Annotated in this window: 25 protein-coding genes; 20 read left to right on the top strand and 5 right to left on the bottom strand. The window is 64.1% G+C overall.

The genetic code is table 11. The features are described from left to right. Window positions 1-29 precede the first annotated feature (29 nt). The 3 genes from ispF to AC1DTQ_RS10215 all read left to right on the top strand — a co-directional run bounded on the left by ispF (window position 30) and on the right by AC1DTQ_RS10215 (window position 1,924). A complete protein-coding gene (gene ispF, locus AC1DTQ_RS10225; protein ID WP_477849469.1) occupies window positions 30-527 on the top strand; it encodes a 2-C-methyl-D-erythritol 2,4-cyclodiphosphate synthase in 498 nt (165 codons plus the stop codon). Next, window positions 524-1,558, top strand: coding sequence for a tRNA pseudouridine(13) synthase TruD (gene truD / locus AC1DTQ_RS10220; RefSeq protein WP_477849468.1), 1,035 nt, complete (start codon window positions 524-526; stop codon window positions 1,556-1,558). The genes ispF and truD overlap by 4 nt, the downstream gene beginning before the upstream one ends. Window positions 1,559-1,696: 138 nt before the next feature. Beyond that, window positions 1,697-1,924 carry a hypothetical protein gene (locus AC1DTQ_RS10215; protein WP_477849466.1) on the top strand — a complete coding sequence of 76 codons (228 nt, stop codon included), beginning with the start codon at window positions 1,697-1,699 and terminating at the stop codon, window positions 1,922-1,924. Between the two features lie 19 nt (window positions 1,925-1,943). Here the strand turns inward: AC1DTQ_RS10215 and AC1DTQ_RS10210 are convergent, their stop codons facing one another. Continuing rightward, a complete protein-coding gene (locus AC1DTQ_RS10210) occupies window positions 1,944-2,480 on the bottom strand; it encodes a Smr/MutS family protein (protein WP_477849464.1) in 537 nt (178 codons plus the stop codon). Between the two features lie 72 nt (window positions 2,481-2,552). On the opposite strand from AC1DTQ_RS10210, the gene surE reads away from it, so the two are divergent. From surE to AC1DTQ_RS10190, 4 genes are read left to right on the top strand one after another with little or no spacing between them, the layout of a single operon-like run. Then, a complete protein-coding gene (gene surE / locus AC1DTQ_RS10205) occupies window positions 2,553-3,332 on the top strand; it encodes a 5'/3'-nucleotidase SurE (protein WP_310094439.1) in 780 nt (259 codons plus the stop codon). Beyond that, window positions 3,329-4,000, top strand: coding sequence for a protein-L-isoaspartate(D-aspartate) O-methyltransferase (locus AC1DTQ_RS10200; protein WP_477849463.1), 672 nt, complete (start codon window positions 3,329-3,331; stop codon window positions 3,998-4,000). Before surE ends, AC1DTQ_RS10200 begins: the two co-directional genes overlap by 4 nt. A gap of 3 nt (window positions 4,001-4,003) precedes the next feature. After that, a complete protein-coding gene (locus tag AC1DTQ_RS10195) occupies window positions 4,004-4,618 on the top strand; it encodes a YqaA family protein (protein ID WP_477849462.1) in 615 nt (204 codons plus the stop codon). Window positions 4,619-4,649: 31 nt separating this feature from the next. After that, entirely contained in the window at window positions 4,650-5,429 is a 780-nt protein-coding gene (locus tag AC1DTQ_RS10190; RefSeq protein WP_477849460.1) for a peptidoglycan DD-metalloendopeptidase family protein, read from the top strand. Window positions 5,430-5,468: 39 nt separating this feature from the next. On the opposite strand, the gene AC1DTQ_RS10185 is transcribed toward AC1DTQ_RS10190, so the two are convergent. From AC1DTQ_RS10185 to yhbY, 3 genes are read right to left on the bottom strand one after another with little or no spacing between them, the layout of a single operon-like run. Beyond that, on the bottom strand, window positions 5,469-6,119 hold the full coding sequence (locus AC1DTQ_RS10185; RefSeq protein ID WP_477849459.1) for a D-Ala-D-Ala carboxypeptidase family metallohydrolase: 651 nt from the start codon (window positions 6,117-6,119) through the stop codon (window positions 5,469-5,471). Continuing rightward, a complete protein-coding gene (locus AC1DTQ_RS10180; RefSeq protein WP_477849458.1) occupies window positions 6,116-6,490 on the bottom strand; it encodes an Mth938-like domain-containing protein in 375 nt (124 codons plus the stop codon). The genes AC1DTQ_RS10185 and AC1DTQ_RS10180 overlap by 4 nt, the downstream gene beginning before the upstream one ends. Before the next feature lie 55 nt (window positions 6,491-6,545). Further along, on the bottom strand, window positions 6,546-6,851 hold the full coding sequence (gene yhbY / locus AC1DTQ_RS10175; RefSeq protein WP_477849457.1) for a ribosome assembly RNA-binding protein YhbY: 306 nt from the start codon (window positions 6,849-6,851) through the stop codon (window positions 6,546-6,548). Between the two features lie 102 nt (window positions 6,852-6,953). Here yhbY and rlmE point away from each other — a divergent pair, with 102 nt between their 5' ends. From rlmE to AC1DTQ_RS10120, 11 genes are all read left to right on the top strand, one after another. Then, window positions 6,954-7,586, top strand: coding sequence for a 23S rRNA (uridine(2552)-2'-O)-methyltransferase RlmE (rlmE, locus tag AC1DTQ_RS10170; RefSeq protein WP_477849456.1), 633 nt, complete (start codon window positions 6,954-6,956; stop codon window positions 7,584-7,586). 55 nt (window positions 7,587-7,641) lie between these two features. After that, the gene (ftsH, locus tag AC1DTQ_RS10165; RefSeq protein ID WP_477849454.1) at window positions 7,642-9,555 is read left to right on the top strand and encodes an ATP-dependent zinc metalloprotease FtsH; all 1,914 of its coding nucleotides are present in this window, start codon (window positions 7,642-7,644) and stop codon (window positions 9,553-9,555) included. Window positions 9,556-9,765: 210 nt separating this feature from the next. Next, the gene (locus tag AC1DTQ_RS10160) at window positions 9,766-10,191 is read left to right on the top strand and encodes a lysozyme inhibitor LprI family protein (protein WP_477849453.1); all 426 of its coding nucleotides are present in this window, start codon (window positions 9,766-9,768) and stop codon (window positions 10,189-10,191) included. A 124-nt stretch (window positions 10,192-10,315) separates the two neighbouring features. Further along, window positions 10,316-10,495 carry a glycine zipper domain-containing protein gene (locus AC1DTQ_RS10155; protein ID WP_477849452.1) on the top strand — a complete coding sequence of 60 codons (180 nt, stop codon included), beginning with the start codon at window positions 10,316-10,318 and terminating at the stop codon, window positions 10,493-10,495. Window positions 10,496-10,591: 96 nt separating this feature from the next. Next, entirely contained in the window at window positions 10,592-11,491 is a 900-nt protein-coding gene (folP, locus tag AC1DTQ_RS10150; protein WP_477849451.1) for a dihydropteroate synthase, read from the top strand. Beyond that, window positions 11,491-12,459, top strand: coding sequence for a tRNA (adenosine(37)-N6)-dimethylallyltransferase MiaA (miaA, locus tag AC1DTQ_RS10145; RefSeq protein ID WP_477849450.1), 969 nt, complete (start codon window positions 11,491-11,493; stop codon window positions 12,457-12,459). The genes folP and miaA overlap by 1 nt, the downstream gene beginning before the upstream one ends. A gap of 113 nt (window positions 12,460-12,572) precedes the next feature. Next, window positions 12,573-12,851 carry an RNA chaperone Hfq gene (hfq, locus tag AC1DTQ_RS10140; protein ID WP_310094408.1) on the top strand — a complete coding sequence of 93 codons (279 nt, stop codon included), beginning with the start codon at window positions 12,573-12,575 and terminating at the stop codon, window positions 12,849-12,851. A 433-nt stretch (window positions 12,852-13,284) separates the two neighbouring features. Next, entirely contained in the window at window positions 13,285-14,607 is a 1,323-nt protein-coding gene (hflX, locus tag AC1DTQ_RS10135) for a ribosome rescue GTPase HflX (protein ID WP_477849449.1), read from the top strand. Between the two features lie 228 nt (window positions 14,608-14,835). Continuing rightward, window positions 14,836-15,966 (top strand): FtsH protease activity modulator HflK, encoded by a 1,131-nt coding sequence (hflK, locus tag AC1DTQ_RS10130; protein ID WP_477849448.1) that lies wholly within the window; start codon window positions 14,836-14,838, stop codon window positions 15,964-15,966. Next, window positions 15,963-16,826, top strand: coding sequence for a protease modulator HflC (hflC, locus tag AC1DTQ_RS10125; protein ID WP_477849447.1), 864 nt, complete (start codon window positions 15,963-15,965; stop codon window positions 16,824-16,826). Before hflK ends, hflC begins: the two co-directional genes overlap by 4 nt. Window positions 16,827-17,104: 278 nt before the next feature. Then, window positions 17,105-18,397 carry an adenylosuccinate synthase gene (locus tag AC1DTQ_RS10120; RefSeq protein WP_477849446.1) on the top strand — a complete coding sequence of 431 codons (1,293 nt, stop codon included), beginning with the start codon at window positions 17,105-17,107 and terminating at the stop codon, window positions 18,395-18,397. 108 nt (window positions 18,398-18,505) lie between these two features. On the opposite strand, the gene AC1DTQ_RS10115 is transcribed toward AC1DTQ_RS10120, so the two are convergent. Then, a complete protein-coding gene (locus tag AC1DTQ_RS10115; RefSeq protein WP_477849445.1) occupies window positions 18,506-19,279 on the bottom strand; it encodes a hypothetical protein in 774 nt (257 codons plus the stop codon). Between the two features lie 175 nt (window positions 19,280-19,454). On the opposite strand from AC1DTQ_RS10115, the gene AC1DTQ_RS10110 reads away from it, so the two are divergent. Both AC1DTQ_RS10110 and AC1DTQ_RS10105 read left to right on the top strand, forming a co-directional pair. Then, the gene (locus tag AC1DTQ_RS10110) at window positions 19,455-20,234 is read left to right on the top strand and encodes an iron-containing redox enzyme family protein (protein WP_477849444.1); all 780 of its coding nucleotides are present in this window, start codon (window positions 19,455-19,457) and stop codon (window positions 20,232-20,234) included. Window positions 20,235-20,277: 43 nt separating this feature from the next. Next, window positions 20,278-20,697 carry a VOC family protein gene (locus AC1DTQ_RS10105; protein WP_477849443.1) on the top strand — a complete coding sequence of 140 codons (420 nt, stop codon included), beginning with the start codon at window positions 20,278-20,280 and terminating at the stop codon, window positions 20,695-20,697. The last annotated feature ends 253 nt before the right edge of the window (window positions 20,698-20,950 follow it).

Genomic DNA, 20,950 nt, shown 5'->3' with positions numbered 1-20,950 from the left:
TAGCCATCAATGGAATCGGGACGCACCGCATGCACAACACTTTCAATATTCGCGTCGGCCAGGGCATAGATGTCCACGCCTTCGGCGTTGGCGACCACCTCATGCTAGGCGGTGTCCGTGTACCGCACGACCAAGGTGTCCAAGCGCATAGCGACGGCGACGTGGTGATCCATGCGCTGTGCGACGCGATGCTGGGCGCATTGGCGCTCGGCGATATCGGCAGGCATTTCCCGCCGTCCGATCCGCAATGGAAAGATGCCGACAGCCGTTCCTTCCTTCGCCATTGCAACGCGCTGATCAGCGGGAACGGCGATTGGCGCGTGGGCAATGCCGACATCACCGTGATCTGCGAACGCCCCAAAGTCGGTCCGCATGCGGAAGCGATGCGTTTGCTGATCGCCGCCGATCTCGGCATCGATGCCGACGCGGTCAGCGTCAAAGCCACGACCAGCGAGAAACTCGGTTTCACCGGCCGTGGCGAGGGCGTTGCCGCCCAGGCGGTAGTGCTTTTGGTCAAGGCCAGGTGACCCAGCCGCTACCCAGCGCCTTCGGCGCAGCGGTGCTCAGCGCCCGCATCCGCACCATCGCAGAGGATTTCTTCGTCGAGGAAGTCGCGGGGTTCGAGCCCAGCGGAGAAGGCGAGCATTTGTTGCTGACCATCGAAAAACGCGGGCTCAATACCGCCGCAGTAGCCAAACGCCTGGCCGACTGGGCCGGGTTGCCGGAAATGGCTGTCGGCTATGCAGGAATGAAGGACAGGCACGCGGTAACGCGCCAGCGATTCAGCGTGCATCTGCCCAAGCGCATCGCGCCGGACACGAAGGGCCTGCAATCCGAAGATATGGATGTGCTGTCCTCTACTTGGCATAACCGCAAATTGCCGCGAGGTGCGCTGGCCGGAAATCGCTTTGTGCTGGTCCTGCGCGAAGTGGCAGGCGAACGCGCGGCCATCGAAGCGCGCTTGCGGCAGATCGCGGCCCGCGGCTTGCCCAACTGGTTCGGCGAACAGCGGTTCGGCCGAGGCGGCGACAACGTGGAATCGGCGCTGTCCATGTTCGCGGGCCGTCGCGTGCGCCATGACCAGCGTTCGATCCTGCTTTCGGCAGCGCGCTCGGAGCTATTCAATCGCGTACTGGCCGCGCGCGTACGCGACGCCAGTTGGGACACGGGACTGGAAGGCGAGGTTTGGATCCTGTCGGGCAGCCGCAGCGTATTCGGACCGGAACCTTGGGACGAGATATTGGCCGACCGCCTAACGCGTTTCGATATCCACCCCAGCGGGCCTTTGTGGGGCGCTGGAGAACTTCGCAGCGCGGCGCGGTGCGCCGAGGTCGAGCTATCGGCCTTGGACGGCGACGATGCGCTCGTCTTGCGCAAAGGTCTGCAGGATGCGGGGTTAAAACAGGAGCGTCGTGCCCTGCGTCTGGTCGCCGAAGGGCTGACCTGGACATGGCAGGAAGAGGCCGCGCTGTTGCTGTCGTTCTCGCTGCCGCCCGGCAGCTATGCCACCGCCTTGCTCCAAGAACTCGGCGAAGTCACCGATGCAACGCGGAATTGATGCCGTTCGTCGGAAAGCCTTGGTAGGTACTGGAACGCAGGCAGGCGCAGCGTATAAGCCGAGTTGACGTCCGGAGTTTTATTTTCGGAGTATTCGCCGGCCGCCATGGAGTTCTGACTTTTCGAATCGGAGGGTGTCATGAAGACTCTTTTGAGAATCTCGGCCTTATCGCTCGGAATTCTGTTGCTGGTGGGTTGCGCAAGTACGCAGACAGCGTACCGCCCCGCACCGCCGGCACCGGGGTCCACCGTGACGGACGACAGGTATGTGGCGATCGTCGAGCATGTCGCCAAACAGCGTGGGGCAAAGGTGATGTGGGTTCATCCGCCTACGAAAAAAGTACCCGCGGTGGCAGTCGTCGAGTAGTGCGGCCACGGCAAGAGAATTAACGTCTGGCCAGCAACACCACCACGGCGCCGGTACCGCCTTGCGCGGCCGGCGCGGAGTGGAACGCGAGTATGTCGGCGCGTTGCCTCAGCACGCGGTCGACCAGGTTTTTCAATACCGGCATTCCGCCATCGTCGCGCTGCCCCTTGCCGTGAATGATGCGCACGCAGCCGAAATCGTGGGCATGAGCTTCGGCAAAGAAATGCCTTAACATCGATTCGGCCTGCAGCAGGGTGGCGCCGTGCAGATCCAGTTCGTCCTGCGCCGAGAAACGTCCCCGCTTTAATCGTTGGAAGACCGCCGGCGGCACCGAATCGCGCCGGTAACTCAGGGTGTCGCCCGCTGCCAATGCGGAAAGATCGTCAAGCCCACGCTGGAATTCGCTGCGCGCATCCTGCTCGTCGCGTTCGGCCATGCGTGCGATGGCCCTGGGTTTGGGTTTGCTGGGAGCCGGCGATGATTCAGGCAAGGGCTTGACGGGTCCTATCGCTTCGCGGAACAGTGCGGCATCGTCGTCGTCGGGTGGCATCGGCATAGTCGCAGGTTAACGGCATCGGGGCGTCGCGCAAGGGCGTGCGGTATCATGGGCCCGTACCTGAGGAACCCCATGCGCGTACTGGTAAGTAACGACGACGGCGTAGACGCCCCCGGCATCCGAATCCTTGCGGAGGGCCTGCGCGCCGCGGGCCATGAAGTCCTGGTGGTGGCGCCAGACCGCGACCGCTCGGGCGCCAGCAATTCGCTGACCCTGGATCTGCCCATCCGCATCAAGAAGCTGGATGAGCAGACCTGGCGCGTCGCCGGCACGCCTACCGATTGCGTGCATCTCGCGCTGACGGGAATGCTGGACATCGAACCCGATATCGTCGTGTCCGGCATCAACAACGCCGCCAACCTGGGCGATGACGTGATCTATTCGGGAACCGTGTCGGCGGCGATGGAAGGACGTTTTCTCGGACTGCCCGCAGTGGCGGTGTCGCTGGTCACCACCGATCACAAGGCCAATAATTTCGCGACTGCGGCGCGAGCCGCAGTGGAGATCGTGGCGCGGCTGAATTCCGATCCGCTACCGGCCGACACCATCCTCAACGTCAACGTGCCCGATCTGCCGTGGGATCAAATCGCCGGCTTCGAAGTGACCCGGCTGGGCAATCGCCACCGTTCCGAGGCCTGTCTGCCGCAGCCCGATCCGCGTGGCGGTACGGTGTACTGGATCGGGCCGGCCGGGCCGGAGCAGGACGCTGGCGCCGGCACCGATTTTCACGCCGTACGCACCGGCTTTATTTCCATCACGCCGATCCATGTCGATTTGACGCGCTTCCAGGCGCTGGAAAAAGTCGCCAGTTGGGTCGGTGGCCTGAGCGCTTCGCTGGAGGCATCGGCGTGACGCCACGTTTGCGGGAGGCCGTAGGGCAGGGCATGACTTCTCAGCGCGTTCGGGACCGTCTGGTGGAGCGCTTGCGCGAAGCGGGCATTCGCGACGAGAACGTGCTCAACGCGGTGCGTACGGTGCCGCGTCATCTGTTCGTCGATGAAGCGTTGGCGACCCGTGCCTATGAAGACACCGCTTTGCCCATCGGCCACAGCCAGACCATTTCCCAGCCGTGGGTGGTGGCGCGCATGACCGAGGCGTTGCTGCAGAACGCGGCACCGAAAAAAGTGCTGGAGATCGGCACCGGTTCCGGTTACCAGGCCGCTATTTTGGCGGCGCTGGGGCTGGAGGTGTACACGGTCGAACGCATCGGCGACCTGCTGCGGCAGGCGCGCAAGCGTCTGCGCCAGTTGGGTATGAACGTGCGCAGCAAGCATGACGACGGACGCATCGGCTGGGCCGAGCATGCGCCCTACGATGCGATCATCGTCACCGCCGCCGCGCCCGCGCTGGTGAATGCGCTGGTCGATCAATTGGCGGTCGGCGCGCGCCTGGTCGCGCCGGTGGGCGGCGCTTCGTCGCAATCGCTGATCAAGCTGACCAAGCGCGAAGACGGCGGTGTAGACGAAGAGGTGTTGGCGCCGGTGGTGTTCGTTCCGTTGCTGTCCGGCACGTTGGACTGACCCATGAAAATATTCGGACCGCTGTACGCCCGCGCCATCCAGTGGGCGCAACACCGGCATGCGCCCAGGATGCTGGCTGGATTGAGTTTCGTCGAAGCCATCATCTTTCCGGTTCCGCCGGAAGTCATGCTCGCGCCGATGTCGCTGGCGCAACCGAAACGCGCGCTTTGGTTCGCCACCTTGAGCCTGATCGGTTCGCTGGCCGGCGCGGTGGTCGGATACGCGTTGGGTCATTTCGCGTTCGAAGCGCTGAAACCGGTGATCGAATGGCTGGGTTGGAGCGCCGGAATAAACGAGCAGGTGACGCATCTGCGACAAGTCGTGGCGGAGTCGCCATGGAAAGCATTCTGGTTGCTGGTGTTCGCCGGATTCACGCCGATCCCGTTGAAGATATTCACCTGGGCCTCAGGCATTGTCGGTGTGCCGCTGTTACCGTTCCTTGCCAGCATGTTGGTGGGTCGCGGCAAGCGCCTCTATCTGGTGGCAGGTGCGATCAAGCTAGGAGGCGCGCGCGCCGAGGCGGCGCTGCATCGCTGGATCGAACCGATAGGCTGGGTCTCCACCGCGCTGCTGGTGGCGTTGATCGGCTGGTTGGTGTGGAAAGCGAACGGCGGATGACGCGGAACAACCACGGAATGACGATCAGAAAATGACCAACAGAAGCGGATGGATTACGCATAAGACAATAGCCACGATGGCCGCGGTCGTCTTGCTGGCGGCATGCAGCAGCAGTGTCGTGCGCGAAACCTCTCCGTCGTCCTACCCCTCGCAGCGCATCGTCTCCAAACCCAAATACGGTGCGACCCTGCGCGTGCAGCGCGGCGATACGCTGTTCGGGGTCGCCTTCCGCAACGACATCGACTACCGGGATCTCGCCGCCTGGAACAACATCAGTTCGCCCTATACGATCTATCCAGGGCAGAGCCTCCGGCTCTATCCGCCCAGTGGCGGCAAGACCGCGGGCGACACGCGTCCGGCAACCACCGTCGTCCGGCCCGCGCCTGCCGTTCCCAAGCCGCCCGTCCCGGCCAAGCCGGCGCCGGGACCGGCCAGCAGCGGCTTCAATTGGCGTTGGCCGGCCGAAGGCGTAGTCATCGGACGCTTCACTAGCGGCGACGCCACCAAGCAGGGGGTCGACATCGCTGGCGCCAATGGCCAGGCAGTGCGCGCGGCCAGCGACGGCGTGGTGGTGTACTCGGGCGGCGGCCTAGTGGGTTACGGCGAATTGATCATCATCAAGCACAGCGAATCGTGGCTGTCCGCCTACGGCCACAACCGCAAGCGCTTGGTCAATGAGGGCCAGAATGTAAAGGCCGGACAGCAGATCGCGGAGATGGGCCGCAGCGGCGCCTCGCGCGACATGCTGCATTTCGAGATCCGCTACAACGGCAAGCCAGTGGATCCATTGCAGTACCTGCCGAAGCGTTGAGCCCGTGGCTGTAGGGCAAATCCAGTCGTTCGACCGGCGCTACGACGCTGGCGCACGCGGACTGCACAACGACGTCCGCCAAGTGTGATCGCTGCCCCAAGTGCGGAAGCCGGAGGTGTCCAGATGGATCCTGGTATCCGCGTAGAAGCCGAGCCCCAGCTTCAACGCCGGCCCTTTGCTACGCCAGAAATCGCATAGCCGCTCGACGTTGTCCGGCGACTCCAGGAGGTCGAAATCCAGGGCGTTGTTCGATAGATGGCGGCTGCGCGCGCTGCCACCGGCGCAGCGGTTGAGCGTCACCTCGCGATAACCGGAAGCGACCTTGCGGCCATCGACCAGTCCGGCTGCCTGCAACCGACGCAACACGCGCAGCGTGGGCAGAATATTCGGCCACAGCGCACGCGGCGGCAAAGCGAATTCCCCAGCATTACATTCGCGCCAGCTCCGCGCGCTTCGCAATAGCGCAGGCATCGGCGCCACGTCGCCCAGGCCTTGGCGTTGGAGGTATTGCCGATATTCCGCGACGCCTGCCGCTGCGGGGGTTGCGCTCCAGTCCTCGAAGCGGTCTTTCGACGCGGCGGGTGCGCATGCCGCCAACAGCACGGCCGCCAGCAGCGCTGCCAGGGAAACGAACACGGCCGCTTTCTTCGCGACCGCGGTCGCCGCCCGCAAGCCTGCGGCCGGGATCACGGCGCCAACAGGAATCCCGCCACTACGCGCCGGCCTTCGCCGGCCAGCACATTGAACGTGCGTGCGGCGGCGGCATTGGTCATCACTTCGATTCCGATGCCGCGGGTCAGGCAGGCCGCCATCACCGCTGCCGAGGGAAACACCTGGCGCTCGCCAGTGCCCAACAGTATCAATTCCGGGTTCATGGCCAGCAGGGAGGCGAGGTCTTCCGGCATCAGGGCCGAGCTTTCGCGGACGGCCCAGCCCTCCAGCAACTCGTTCGGCGCCAGGATGAAGCTGGCTTCCAGCACTCGATCGTTGACTTTGGCGCTGTGGCCGTCGGCCGCGCGCAGGGCGTAGGTATAGTCGGGGAGCTCGTGGTTCAGTTGCATGGCAGCGGCAGGTCGCAGGGAATGGTGAAACGGCTCAGGATTCCCGGTTCCGCGTTTATTTCCGGGGCAGCACGATCTGGCGGTGATCCTTGCTCGGTCGGTACAGCACCGCCACATGGCCGATGCGTTGCACCAGGGCGGATCCGGATTTCTCCACGAGTTCCCCGATCATGGCATCCCGCGCTTCGCGGTCTTCGGCGCCGATCTTCACCTTGACCAGTTCGTGCTGTTCCAGCACCGCATCCAGTTCGGCGAGGAAGGCCGGGGTAAGTCCTTTGGCGCCGATCTGCAGCAGGGCTTTCAGGTCATGGGCCTGGCCACGCAGGAAGCGCGACTGGCTGGAGGTCAAAGCTGTGGACATGCGCTGCGGTACGGGGTCTCAAGGGGGTTCAGGGTATCATGGCCGCCCCACCGAACCCCTCTCTCCAGCCGCCTGCGCGCGGGCCGGGGGACTGACGCGCCCATGGCCACCCGCAGCAAAAGCAGCCAACGCTGGCTCAAAGAGCACTTCGCCGACCCTTATGTGAAGAAGGCGCAGGCCGAGGGTCTGCGTTCGCGTGCGGCCTACAAGCTGGAAGAGCTGATCGAGCGCGATCGCCTGCTCAAGCCGGGCATGGTGGTGGTCGATCTGGGCGCGGCCCCGGGCGGCTGGTCGCAGTTCGTGCGCAAGGCGCTGGGCGACAGCGGCCGGGTGGTGGCGATGGACATCCTGGAGATGCCCAGCCTGGCCGGGGTGGACTTCCTTCATGGGGATTTCAGGGAGGATGACGTCCTATCGCAGTTGGAAGCGATGTTGAACGGCCATCCCGTGGACCTTGTGCTGTCGGATATGGCCCCCAATAAGAGTGGTGTGGACGCGGTCGACCAGCCGCGCATGATGCATCTGGCCGAGCTGGCGATGGATTTCGCCGACGGCCATTTGAAGCCCGGCGGTGCTTTCCTGATCAAGCTGTTCCAGGGCACGGGTTTCGATGACTACGTGCGCGAATTGAGGCGGCGTTACGAGAAAGTGGTCATCCGCAAGCCGGATGCCTCGCGCAAGCGCTCCCCGGAAGTCTATGCGCTGGGGCAGGGCAAGCTTCTGCACATGAAATGACGTGGTTCGTTGTAGTCTTCCAATCGAGTTATAGGAAACACCGGAGTCAATGAGGATGAACGGCTTGAGCAAGAATCTGCTGCTGTGGGTAGTCGTCGCCGTCGTACTGATGGTGGTGTTCCAGAGTTTTTCGCCGAAGCTGGGCAACGCCGCCGGCGCCGAGACTACTTATTCGCAGTTCCTGCAGGAAGTGGACAACGGTTCGGTGGCGTCGGTGAATTTCACCAACGACAGCAACCTGGTCACCAACGCGATCCAGTACAAGCGCACCGACGGCACTCCCGGCACGGTCTACGGCCCCCAGGACGACTACCTGGTTAGCATGCTGGTGAAGAAGAACGTCGCCATCACCCGCGAGAAGCCGGCCAGCGGCCTGTCCCTGGGTTCCATCCTGATGACCTTCCTGCCGGTGCTGCTGATTATCGGCTTCTGGATCTTCATGATGCGGCAGATGCAGGGCGGCGGTGGCGGGGCCAAGGGCGCGATGTCCTTCGGCAAGTCGCGGGCCAAGCTGCAGGGCGACGACCAGATCAAGGTGACTTTCGCCGACGTGGCCGGTTGCGACGAGGCCAAGGAAGAAGTCAGCGAACTCGTAGAGTTCCTGCGCGACCCCGGCAAGTTCCAGAAACTCGGCGGCAAGATTCCGCGCGGCGTGCTGATGGTCGGCCAGCCCGGCACCGGCAAGACGCTGCTGGCCAAGGCCATCGCTGGCGAAGCCAAGGTGCCGTTCTTCAGCATCTCCGGTTCGGACTTCGTCGAGATGTTCGTTGGCGTCGGTGCCAGCCGCGTACGCGACATGTTCGACCAGGCCAAGAAGCACGCCCCGTGCATCATCTTCATCGATGAAATCGACGCTGTCGGCCGCCATCGCGGCGCCGGTCTGGGCGGCGGTCACGATGAACGCGAGCAGACCCTCAACCAGTTGCTGGTGGAGATGGACGGTTTCGAAGGCGGCGAAGGCGTGATCGTGATCGCGGCGACCAACCGTCCCGACGTGCTCGATCCCGCGTTGCTGCGTCCGGGCCGTTTCGACCGCCAGGTCGTGGTCGGCCTGCCCGACGTGAAGGGTCGCGAACAGATCTTGCGGGTGCATATGCGCAAGCTGCCGCTGGCCGACGACGTGGTGCCGATGGTCATCGCCCGCGGCACGCCCGGTTTCTCCGGTGCGGATCTCGCCAATCTCTGCAACGAGGCGGCGCTGTTCGCCGCGCGCGAGAGCGGCAAGGAAGTGCGCATGGAGCATTTCGACCGCGCCCGCGACAAGATCATCATGGGCACCGAGCGCCGCTCGCTGGCCATGAGCGAGGAAGAAAAGCGCAATACCGCCTACCACGAGTCCGGTCACGCCATCGTCGGCCGCCTGGTGCCGGAACACGACCCGGTCTACAAGGTCACCATCATCCCGCGCGACCGTGCGCTGGGCGTGACCGTGTACCTGCCGGAAGGCGACAAGTACAGCATCAACCGCACTGGCATCGAGAGCCGTTTGGCTACGCTGTACGGTGGTCGCGTGGCTGAAGAGCTGATCTTCGGCGCCGACAAGGTCACCACCGGCGCGTCCAACGATATCGAGCGCGCCACCAAGATGGCCCGCAACATGGTCACCAAGTGGGGCCTGTCCGAAGAGCTCGGCCCGATCACCTATGCGGAAGAGGAAGAGGAAGTGTTCCTGGGCCGGTCGGTTTCGCAGCACAAGAACGTCTCCGACGACACCGCGCGCAAGATCGACGAAGTGGTGCGCACGATCCTCGACAAGGCGTATGCGCGCACCACCAAGATCCTGACCGAGAACATCGACAAGCTGCACGCGATGGCCGAGACCTTGATGATGTACGAGACCATCGACGTGCCGCAGATCGACGCCATCATGGAAGGCCGCGAGCCGCCGCCGCCAGCCGGCTGGACCAAGACCGACAAGGGCGAAGTGATGCCGTTGCCGCCGATCGGCGGGCCGGCCGCGCAGACCTGATCCGACCGGCCGGGTCGTCGATGCTCGCCGAAAAAGGCCAGGGTTCACCTGGCCTTTTTTTGTGGGCTCTTTGCCGCCATCCGATGCTGCTTGAGTGGAGGGGAATTCGTTTCGTCAGTTTCTTCGCGCAAGGGGGAAAGGGGGAGAAGCGCCAGAAGTCGGCATGCGGATCGGCCGGATAGAATGCGGCTTTCCCAACGATGCATCCGCATGCGCCTGGTTCGATTCGTGCCGCTGTTGCTTCTAGCCATCCCCACTCTCGCTTTTTGCCAGGATTACATCGCCGACGCCGAAGAATGCATTGCGGCCAACTCCGGTGCCGGATCGACGGATTGCCTGCAACGCCTCTACTACGAAAGCAACCTGGAGATCCGCCGTCTGGAGGACCGGATCGTGGCGCAATCGGGAAAAAGAGAACAAGACGGCACGATCACTGGCGCGCACCACGAACAAGCGGCTTCCTCGATGCGCGATGCGGCCAGGCGGTTCAAGAAATTCAGCGAACGCCAGTGCAGTTTCGAAGTCGGCTATGCCGGCGCTGCGGCTTCCGGTGCCAGGCAAGTCTTCTTCAGGTGTCTGCTCCGATTCAACGAAGAGCGAAAAGCGTATCTGTTCCACGTGATCGAAAAACTTTAAATGCAGGGGGCAATTTGAGAGCACGTCAGCGCGCAGCCCCGGTCTGCCCAAAGCCTCTTGTCATGCTTCACCGGAAAGGCCAGAGTTCGCTCTGGCCTTTTTGTTCGCATGCAACGAGCCGCTAATGAATGATCTCAACCCCAGTCCTTCTGGACCCAATGCGCGCGCTGGCGCGGGCATCGCCATCGGTATCGCCATGGGCGTGGCGATCGGCATGGCGATGGGCAATCTGGCCATAGGCATCGGCATCGGCCTGGCCTTGGGCATTGCAATGGGCGCAGTGTCGGGGAAAAAGGGAAGTTAACAGGCCGGGACTGCGCGTCCGGATACGCTGGTCCCATCAAGCGTGTCGGGGGCGTAGCCCCGACCTACACTACCGTCTTTTAAGGCCCGCATTCCCATGTTCGACATCACCCCCCAACTCGACTGCGCTGGCCGCATTCTCAAGCTCGATCGCCCGCAAGTGATGGGCATCGTCAACGTCACTCCGGATTCCTTCTCCGACGGCGGCGCGCACGACACCTTGGAAACCGCGGTGGCGCACGCGTTGAAACTGGCGGAGGAGGGCGCCGACCTGCTCGATATCGGCGGCGAGTCCACACGCCCGGGTGCGAAGCAGGTTTCCGTCGAAGAAGAACTCCGTCGCGTGATTCCGGTGATCGAGCAATTGGCGAAGCGGACCTCGCTGCCGATCAGCATCGATACTTCCAAGCCGGAAGTGATGCGCGCCGCGGTCGCGGCGGGCGCGGGCATGATCAACGATGTCTACGCATTGCGCCGCGAAGGCGCGTTGGAGACGGCCGCCGCGCTCGGCGTGCCGGTCGTACTGATGCACATGCTGGGCGAGCCGCATTCCCTGCAGCAGGCCCCCGACTACGACGACGTGGTCGGCGACGTACATCGTTTCCTGACCGAGCGCATCTTCGCCGCCGAAATGTCGGGCATTGCCAAGAAGAACCTCATCGTCGATCCGGGTTTCGGCTTCGGCAAGAACACCCAGCACAACCTATCGCTGCTTGCGCAGCTGGAACGTTTCGTCGAGCTGGGCGTGCCCGTGCTCGCCGGCTTGTCTCGCAAACGCACTCTCGGCGAACTCACCGGTCGCGACGCTGCGCGGGATCGCGTCGCCGCTTCGGTGGCCGCCCACCTCATCGCCGCACAGCGCGGCGCCCTGATCCTGCGCGTGCACGACGTGGCCGCCACCGTGGATGCATTGAAGGTCTGGAATGCAGTCGCGGCCGTGCCCATGCCGCGCGGCAAAACCCAGGCGCCGACGATCCGCTGGCCGGACGACGATTGATGGCGGCCGATCGCCGGCCGATCGCTCTCGCCCTGATGGGTCCCACCGCCTCGGGTAAGACCGCATTGGCGATGGAATGGGCGCAACGCCTCGGCGGGGAAATCGTCAGCGTCGACTCGGCGCTGGTCTATCGCGGCCTGGACATCGGCGCGGCCAAACCGGATGCGGCCATGCTCGCGGCCGTGCCGCATCATCTGATCGATGTGCGCGAACCGTGGCAGCCTTATTCGGCGGCAGAATTCGCGACCGATGCGCGCGCCGCGCTGGCCGCTATCGCCGCACGCGGCAAAATCCCGATCCTCGCCGGCGGCACCGGACTGTATTTCCAGGCACTGCTGGAAGGACTGGCCCCCATGCCGGAAGCCGATCCAGCGGTCCGCGCGATCATCGCCAGCGAAGCCGCGGACAAAGGCTGGCCGGCGCTGCACGCCGAGTTGGCCGGGATCGACCCACGTGCTGCGGCGAAGATCAAAGCCACCGATCCGCAACGTATCCAGCGCGCGCTGGAAGTGTTCCGTCTCAGCGGCAAGCCCATCAGCGAATGGCAGGCGACGTCCGTGCGCGAGCGCCTGCCGTTTCGAGTGCTCAAACTGGTGCTTTCGCCGCGCGACCGTGCGCTGCTTCATCAACGCATCGAGTTGCGGTTCGACGCGATGCTCCAGGCCGGCTTCTTGCAGGAGGTGCATCGTTTGCGCGATCTGCCGCAGTTGCAGGCGATCGACAAGCCGCTGGACCTTCCGGCGATCCGTGCCGTCGGCTATCGGCAAGCCTGGGAATACTTGGATGGAACCCTCTCGGAAGCCGAATTCCGCGACCGCGCCATCTTCGCCACTCGCCAGCTGGCCAAGCGCCAGCTCACCTGGCTGCGCGGCCAGCAAGACGCGCGTTGGTTCGATCCACTGGCCGATCGCCAGGGCCTGGAAGCGGCTCTGGCCCTGTTCCTGCCCCCGAATCTGGGCACTGGGTAGCTGGTCAAGCGCCCGATGTTGTGTAACATCGGGTCACCGGGCCACGGCAGGGGAGCCTTGCGCCGTTCCGGACCAATAAAAACAACACCTATTGAAATAGGCGGGAGTTAGAAATGTCCAAGGGGCAATCCTTGCAGGATCCTTTCCTGAATGCGTTGCGTCGTGAGCGGGTGCCGGTTTCGGTCTACCTGGTCAACGGCATCAAGCTGCAGGGCACGATCGAGTCGTTCGATCAGTTCGTCGTATTGCTGCGCAATACGGTCAGCCAGATGGTCTATAAGCACGCCATTTCCACGGTGGTGCCGGCGCGCAATGTGCGGGTGGGGCCGGGGGGTGGGTATGTGCAGGGCAATGAGGACGGTAGCGAGGAAGGCGGGGACGAGAACGAGTAGGGCGCTTGTTTTCTGTAGCGATCTGATCCTTCCCGACGTCCTCCAAATACCCGACGTCATCCCAGCGCAAGCTGGGATCCATCTTGATCTTGCTTTTGAATCCCAAGCAAAAAGCGTTTCGTGCTTTGCGCGAGTCACTTTCTTTGCTTGTGCAAAGAAAGTAACCAAAGAAACACACCCTAACGCCGCGCCCCACGATGGAGCCGTGGGGTCCGCATGCGCGCCGGGAATTTCCGTAAGGCGCATCCCCGTATCAAGTACGGGGCAGGCTCTGCGCCTCCGGAAACGGCGCACATCCCTGTGCGCTGCCCTTCGGGTTTGTCCCGGCCCGCCTGCCGCCGCTCACGGGGCTCGAAAAGCGCGTAAGAGCCGAATCTGAAGCAAAAGCGGCCTCGCCCTTTGTAATCCGCCCCTCTGCCCCCACACTTGTCCCATGTTCGAAAGATCCAGAAAGGGCGAGCACGCCCTGTTGATACAGCCCATGCGCTCGGGTTCCGGGGGGAGTTCGCCCGATGACGGGGCGCAAGAGGAATTCGCCGACCTCGCCCGTTCCGCCGGGGCGTCCATCGCCGCGGTGATCACCGCGCGCGTGGATAAGCCCAGTCCGTCGACCTATATCGGCAGCGGCAAGCTGGATGAGGTGAGGACCGCGGCCGATGCCACCGGCGCCGACTTGATCCTGGTCAACCATTCCCTGTCGCCGGGCCAGGAGCGCAATCTGGAGAAATTCCTTGAGCGCCGGGTGCTGGACCGCACCGGGCTGATCCTGGACATCTTCGCCCAGCGCGCGCGCAGCTTCGAAGGCAAGCTGCAGGTGGAATTGGCCCAGCTGCAACACATGGCCACGCGCCTAGTCCGCGGCTGGACCCACTTGGAACGCCAGCGCGGCGGTTCCATCGGCCTGCGCGGTCCCGGCGAAACCCAGCTGGAAACCGACCGCCGCCTGCTGCAGAAACGCGTCGACCAACTGCAGAAGCGCCTGGAAAAAGTGGAAGTGCAGCAGACCCAGATGCGCCGCGCCCGCGTGCGCAGCGAGATGCCGCGCGTCGCCCTGGTCGGCTACACCAACGCCGGCAAGTCGACTCTGTTCAACGCCATGACCGGCTCGGACGCCTACGCGGCCGACAAGCTGTTCGCCACCCTGGATCCCACCGTGCGCCGGGTGAACCTGCGCGGCGGCGCGATCATGCTCTCGGACACAGTCGGCTTCGTGCGCGATCTGCCGCACGAACTGGTCGCCGCGTTCCGTTCCACCCTGTCCGAGGCACGCGAGGCCGATCTGCTGCTGCATGTCATCGACGCCGCCGATCCGCTGCGCGAAGACCGCATCGCCCAAGTCGATTCGGTGCTGCAGGACATCGGCGCCGGCGACATTCCGCAGGTGCTGGTCTACAACAAGATCGACCGCATCGAAGGCGCGCAGCCGCGCCACGACCAGCCCAACGAAGGCCGCGAACGCGTCTGGCTATCCGCCCGCGACGAACTGGGCCTGGACCTGCTGGAAGAAACGCTGGCCCAGCGTTTGTCGCTAGTGCGTGTGCAGGGCCCTTTGCATCTGCCGGCCGCGCATTCCGAACGCCTGCGTTCGCGCCTGCATGCCCTGGGCGCGGTGCGTGGCGAGACCCACGACGAGGACGGCTGGCATCTGCAAGTCGACCTCTCGCTCGCCGACGCCCAGCGCCTGGCGGTGCAGGCCGGCGGCGCGCCACTGGAAGCGCTGCTGCCTGAAGTGCTGCCAGAGGAATGGATGGCGTAGGGCGGGTCTTGACCCGCCATTGCCCTGTCTCCACCAGCGACGCCCTCAATCGAGGTGGCAAAAAGTGATGCGACGGTTGGCTTCGATCCAATCTCGCGTCGACCGGAAGCATGGCAATGGCGGGTCAAGACCCGCCCTACGCTTGTCTGCCGGGATGCAAGGCCCTATCTAGTAGAATCGGAACCGCAACGGCCCCGGCCTGCGCTCATCATCAAACGTGGAGTAGGCATGGCCTGGAACACCCCCGGTAGCAGCGGCAACGGATCGAACGGCGACGGCGAAAAGCCCAGGCCCAATCCTTGGAAGCCGAAAGGCAACAAGGGCGGCGGCAACGATCTGAACGGCCTGCTGGACCGCCTGCGCGGCCTGTTCGACGGTAGCGGCGGCAATCCGTTGCGTTGGGTGGCCATCGGCCTGGCCCTGCTGATCGTCTTCAGCAGCTTTCAGCTGATCGGCGAACAGCAGCGCGGCGTGGTCCTGCGCTTCGGCCAGTTCGCCCGCATCATGCAGCCCGGCCCCAACTTCAAATGGCCCTGGCCGATCGAAAGGGTCACCAAGGTCAACGCCACCGAAATCAAGACCTTCAGCAACACCGTGCCGGTGCTGACCAAGGACGAGAACATCGTTACCGTCTCGCTCAACGTGCAGTACCGCATCAGCGATCCGCGCCTGTACCTGTTCGGCTCGCGCAACGCCGACGAAGTGCTCAAGCAGGCCGCGCAGAGCGCCGTGCGCGAACAGGTCGGCCGTTCCGACCTGGACACCGTCCTCGGCGTACGCGGTCCGCTGGGCAGTTCGGCCAGGGAACGCCTGCAGCACTCGCTCGATGCCTACCGCACCGGTCTGGTCGTGACCGAACTCAACCTGCCCGACGCGCGTCCGCCCACCGAAGTGCAGCCGGCCTTCGACGAGGTCAACAGCGCCCAGCAAGTCCGCGAAAGCCTGGTCAACCAGGCCCAGGCCTACGCCGCCAAGGTCGTGCCCGAAGCCCGCGGCGAAGCTGCTCGCCTGCGCACCACCGCCGACGGTTATAAGACCGCTGCCGTGGCCCGCGCCACCGGCGACGCCGCCCGCTTCAGCCTGTTGCAGGAACAGTACAAGTCCGCGCCCGATGTCACCCGCAAGCGCCTGTGGCTGGAAACCGTGCAGCACGTGCTGGCGCAGAACCGCAAGGTTGTCGGCGGCGACGGCAAGCAGCTGATCTACGTGCCGATGCCCGCGCAAAACGGCGCGCCGGCCGCGCCCGCGCCCGCCGTGTTGCCCAGCGACGTGCTGATGCCGCCCGTGCGCAGCACCGTGCCTTCCAACTCGAACGAACGCCCCGCGCGACCCACCGGCCGTGAGGAGGTCGAACGATGAAAACTTCCTTCTACGCCGCCATCGCGGCCGTGATCCTGTTTAGCTTGCTCGGCTCGGTCTATATCGTCCGCGAGGACCAGACCGCGCTGGTGTTGAACCTGGGCCGGGTGGCCCGCGCCGACATCAAGCCGGGTCTGCACTTCAAGGTACCGTTGGTGGAAACCGCGCGCGTGTTCGACCGCCGCTTCCAGATTTTGGAAACCGCGCCGGAGCGCTACCTGACCCTGGAACGCAAGGACGTCAGCGTCGACTTCTTCGCCGTGGGCTACATCTCCGACGTGCGCGCCTTCTACCGCGCCACCGGCGGCGAAGAGAAGACCGCCAACGAGCGTCTGGCGCCCATCATCACCGACTCGCTGCGCAACGAGATCAACTCGCGCACACTGCAGCAGCTGGTGTCCGGTGACCGTAACGACATCGTGGTCAAGCAGCTCACCGCCATCAACGAAGGCGCCGCCACGCTGGGCATGCACATCACCGACATCCGTCTGAAGCAGATCGACCTGCCCACCGACAGCGAAGTGATCAAGCAGGTCTACGAGCGCATGCGCGCCCAGCGCATGCAGGTGGCCAGCAAGCTGCGCGCCGAGGGTGAAGAGCAGGCCCGCACCATCCGCGCCTCGGCCGACCGCGACCAGACCGTGCTAGTGGCCGAAGCCGAACGCGATTCGCAGAAGTTGAAAGGCGAGGGCGACGCCGAAGCCGCCCGTATCTACGCCGAGGCCGCCAACCGCGATCCCTCGTTCTACGCGTTCCAGCGCAGCCTGGAGGCCTACCGCACCTCCTTCGCCGACGGCCAGAGCGTCATCGTCCTGGACAAGGACGATCCGTTTTTGCAGTACATGAAGAGCGATCGCTGATTTAACCCTTCCCCCGCTTGCGGGGGAAGGTGCCCGAAGGGCGGATGGGGGCGGCTTTTGATCTTGCTTCCCGCTCTCAAAATCAAAAGCCGAGCCCTCACCCGGCCTCCGGCCACCCTCTCCCGCGAAGCGGGAGAGGGGTTCAATCGGCATTGGGAGGGAGAGCAGGGTAGCCCCCGCCCCCTAAAACCCGGATAATGCACAAAAGCCGGATGGGGACTCTTCTCCCCTCCGGCTTTTTCTGCGTCTAGACCATACAAAATTCGGAGTCGAGCATCATGGGTCAGTCAGTCGTCGTTCTCGGTGCCCAGTGGGGCGATGAAGGCAAGGGCAAGATCGTCGATCTGCTCACCGAGGAAATCGGCGCGGTGGTGCGCTTCCAGGGCGGCCACAACGCCGGCCACACCCTGGTCATCAACGGCAAGAAGACCGTGCTGCACCTGATTCCCTCCGGCATCCTACGCTCCGATGCGCTGTGCCTGATCGGCAACGGCGTGGTCATTTCGCCGGCGGCGCTGATGAAGGAGATCGGCGAGCTGGAAGCAAACGGCGTGGAAGTGCGTTCGCGCCTGAAGATCTCGCCGGCCGCGCCGCTGATCATGCCGTACCACATCGCCTTGGATCAGGCCCGCGAACTCAAGGCCGGCGGCAAGGCCATCGGCACCACCGGCCGCGGCATCGGTCCGGCTTACGAAGACAAGGTGGCGCGCCGCGGCATCCGCATCGCCGATCTGCATTATCCGCAGCAGTTGGCCGAACTGCTGCGCGTGGCGCTGGATTACCACAACTTCGTGCTCACCAAATACCTCAACACCGATCCGGTGGATTTCCAGCAGACGTTGGACGAAGCCCTGGCCTTCGGCGAATACGTGCAGCCGATGAAGTCCGACGTGGCCGGCATCCTCCACGACCTGCGCAAGCAGGGTAAGCGGGTGATGTTCGAAGGCGCGCAGGGTTCGCTGCTCGACATCGACCACGGCACCTATCCCTACGTCACTTCCAGCAATACGACGGTCGGCGGCGCGCTGGCCGGCACCGGCGTGGGCGCCGATGCCATCGATTACGTGCTGGGCATCTGCAAGGCCTACGCCACGCGCGTGGGCGGCGGTCCGTTCCCGACCGAGTTGAACGACGAAACCGGCGAGCTGATCCGCGCCAAGGGCCAGGAGTTCGGCGCCACCACCGGCCGTCCGCGCCGTTGCGGCTGGATCGACATCGTGGCGTTGAAGCGTGCGGTGGCGATCAACGGCATCAGCGGCCTGTGCATCACCAAGTTGGACGTGCTGGACGGCATGGAGAAGTTGAACATCTGCATCGCCTACGAGTACCACGGCAAGCGCACCGAATATGCGCCGCTGGATGCGCAGGGTTGGGAAGAGTGCACGCCGGTGTATCTGGAATTCCCGGGTTGGGAAGAGAACACCCATGGCGTCACCGAGTGGGACAAACTGCCCGCCGCCGCCCGCGCCTACCTGCGCGCGCTGGAAGAACTGGCCGGCTGCCCGCTATCCATCGTCAGCACGGGACCGGACCGCGACCACACCATGGTGTTGCAGGATCCGTTCGCCTGATTTTTTTGCCCCCTCCCTTGCGTAGCAGGGGAGGGCTGGGGAGGGGTGCTCTTGGCGCGATCCATCCGTGCTCCTTGGCAAAAAAAGCCCCGCATCGCGGGGCTTTTTTTATGGCGCGTGAGTAGCGCGCATTCGCCTCAGCGGCCCTTTCATGGGCAAAGCCAGGCGCCGGTAGAAGAAAGACAACACACGCCGCGAAGCCGGCACTCTGCGCGCCAGTCCTTCTTCGATGGTGTACACGCAGGGTGGGCAGAGGCCGCAGGGTTTGCCATGCACCGGCGTGTGGCAAAACCAGGTCATGTCCATGAACTCGCTCCAGCCTTCGGCTTCCGCCTGGCGGTCGATCCCTACCTTGTCTATCCCGAACAGCGGAAAGCTGAAGTAGCGAAACAATCTGTACTCGGGGGTGTCGGCATGCCTGGAATCCACGCGGATGCTCCGGTAACCGCCGGGATGATCGAACACCTCGGCGAACGGGCGCACCAGCGCCTGCACCTTGTCGTCGATATGCACGCCCAGTTCGATGTCGTCGATCGCATTGTGTTTGCAGTACGCCGGCAACCAGGCGTACTGGCTACCGATGTAGACGCGCTTGCGAATTTCCCGCAGCGCTGCGTTTATCTCCGCATCCTTCGCGATGTCGGCCACCGCCGCGGTGCGCAGCGGTTGCAGCAATTTGCGCGTGTGCGGATAGGCGTCGCCCAGGCGATCGCCGATGCGGGCCATCGTGCGCAGTTCGATCTGCGTCGACGCCCGTGTCGAGTCCAGCAGATAAAGGGGAGCGACAGGGACCTTATGGATCAACAGCAATTGCAACAGCCGGAAGGTCGAATCCCAGCCGCCGGTCCAGAGCAGAGGCACGCCAGAGCGTGACGCATCCATCGGTTTGGTGTTCCCGCCTGCGCATTCGCCGCGATATCGCACGACCTTAAGTCACCTCCGTGAATGCGGAGTGAAGTGCGCCGGCGAAGTCGGGGAGTATGCTCCCGGCGAAATTTGCTTGCCCCCGCCGCTTCGTGGCGTTGCATGCGCCACGGCCTTCTTCCGGGTGGACCGCATGTCATTGCAAAAAAGCCAAAACGCGCCCGCAACCCCCTTCGTTCCCGCCATGGCGTTGCGACAACGCGCGTGGGATCGGCAATCGTTCTGGCAGTTCGCCGACAGCGCCAAGGAAGCGACCGAGGCGCTGGCCGACCAGAAGATGAAAGCGCTGCCGCACCTGTCCGTCGAGGCATTGCGTTTGTTCTGCACGCAGTACCGCTTCTTCACCATCCATTACATCAGCGACCTCGCGCTGCTGTTGGCCAAGCTGCCGTTCGGTGGTTTACGCAGCCTGTTGAGCCAGATACTGGCCGAGGAACTCGGCGACGGCGATGCATCAAAAGCGCATCCGGCCATCTACGACCGTTTCCTGACCAGCATCGGCGTGCAGCCGGAGCAGCGGGAGCGCTGCGTGCCCGCCAATGCGGCCATCTTGAGCGCGTTGACCGGGGAGTTGCGCCGCCGCGGTCCGGCGTTCGGCGTGGGCCTGCGCGGAATGGGCGGCGAATGCCTATGCCAGACCTATCTGTCGGTGATGTTCGAACACTTGCGCGTGCATCCGTACCTGCGCGAACACGCGGACCGCATCGACTGGGAGTTCTGGACCATCCATACCGGCGAGGTGGACCTCGTGCACGGCGAACTCACGCGCCAAGCCATCGACGACTATCTGCAGCAGGATCCCAGCGTGCTGCCGGAGTTGGCCCAAGGCTACGAACGCAGCATCAGCGCATGGAATCAGTTCTGGGAGAACATCTTCGAAGCCTGCGGCGCCGGCCGCAGGGTCGTGTCGTAAGCAGGCGTGCCGTAAGCAGGCATGCCGTGAGCAGGGCGGTGTCATGAGCAACCTCACCCAGTTCCATTTGGCTTTTCCGGTGCGCGACCTGGACGAGGCGCGCCGCTTCTACGGCGGGGTGGTCGGTTGCCCGCAGGGCAGGAGCGATGTGAGCTACCAGGATTTCGATTTCTTCGGCCATCACCTGGTCGCCCATATCTCCGGCGCGGGCGAGCCGTTGCAGAGCGGCCGCTTCGATGGCGAGGCGGTGCCTATTCCGCACTTCGGCATGAATCTGGATCGCGAGTCGTGGGAGACGCTGGCCAAGCGCCTAAAGACGGCCGGCGTCGCCTTCCACGAGGAGCCGCACCTGCGCTTGAAGGGCAAGCCCGGCCAGCACGTGACGATGTTCCTGTTCGATCCGTCGGGCAACGCGCTGGAATTCAAATCCTTCGACGATCCCGAACAAACCTTCATCCCCTGAGAATTTCCCTCGATTCTAGGCCCCTCTTTTGCGAAGCCCTCAAGGGGACTTCCTTCGGGGCGCAGGGGAGCTCGAATGAGAGGAGGGCGCTCCGCTCTTGCCCCCTCCCTTGCGAAGCAGGGGAGGGTTGGGGAGGGGTGCTCTTGGCGCGATCCATCCGCCTAGACCATCCAAGCTCCCAAGCCTTTATTTTTCACCTCCACTTGACCCCCCAAGGACAATCCTGACCCCACGCGCTTGAACCCCGATCGGC

The organism is Pseudoxanthomonas sp. P4_B2 (assembly GCF_056402315.1).
The sequence above is the reverse complement of the archived record's forward strand: the minus strand, read 5'-3'. Positions and strand labels throughout refer to the sequence as shown.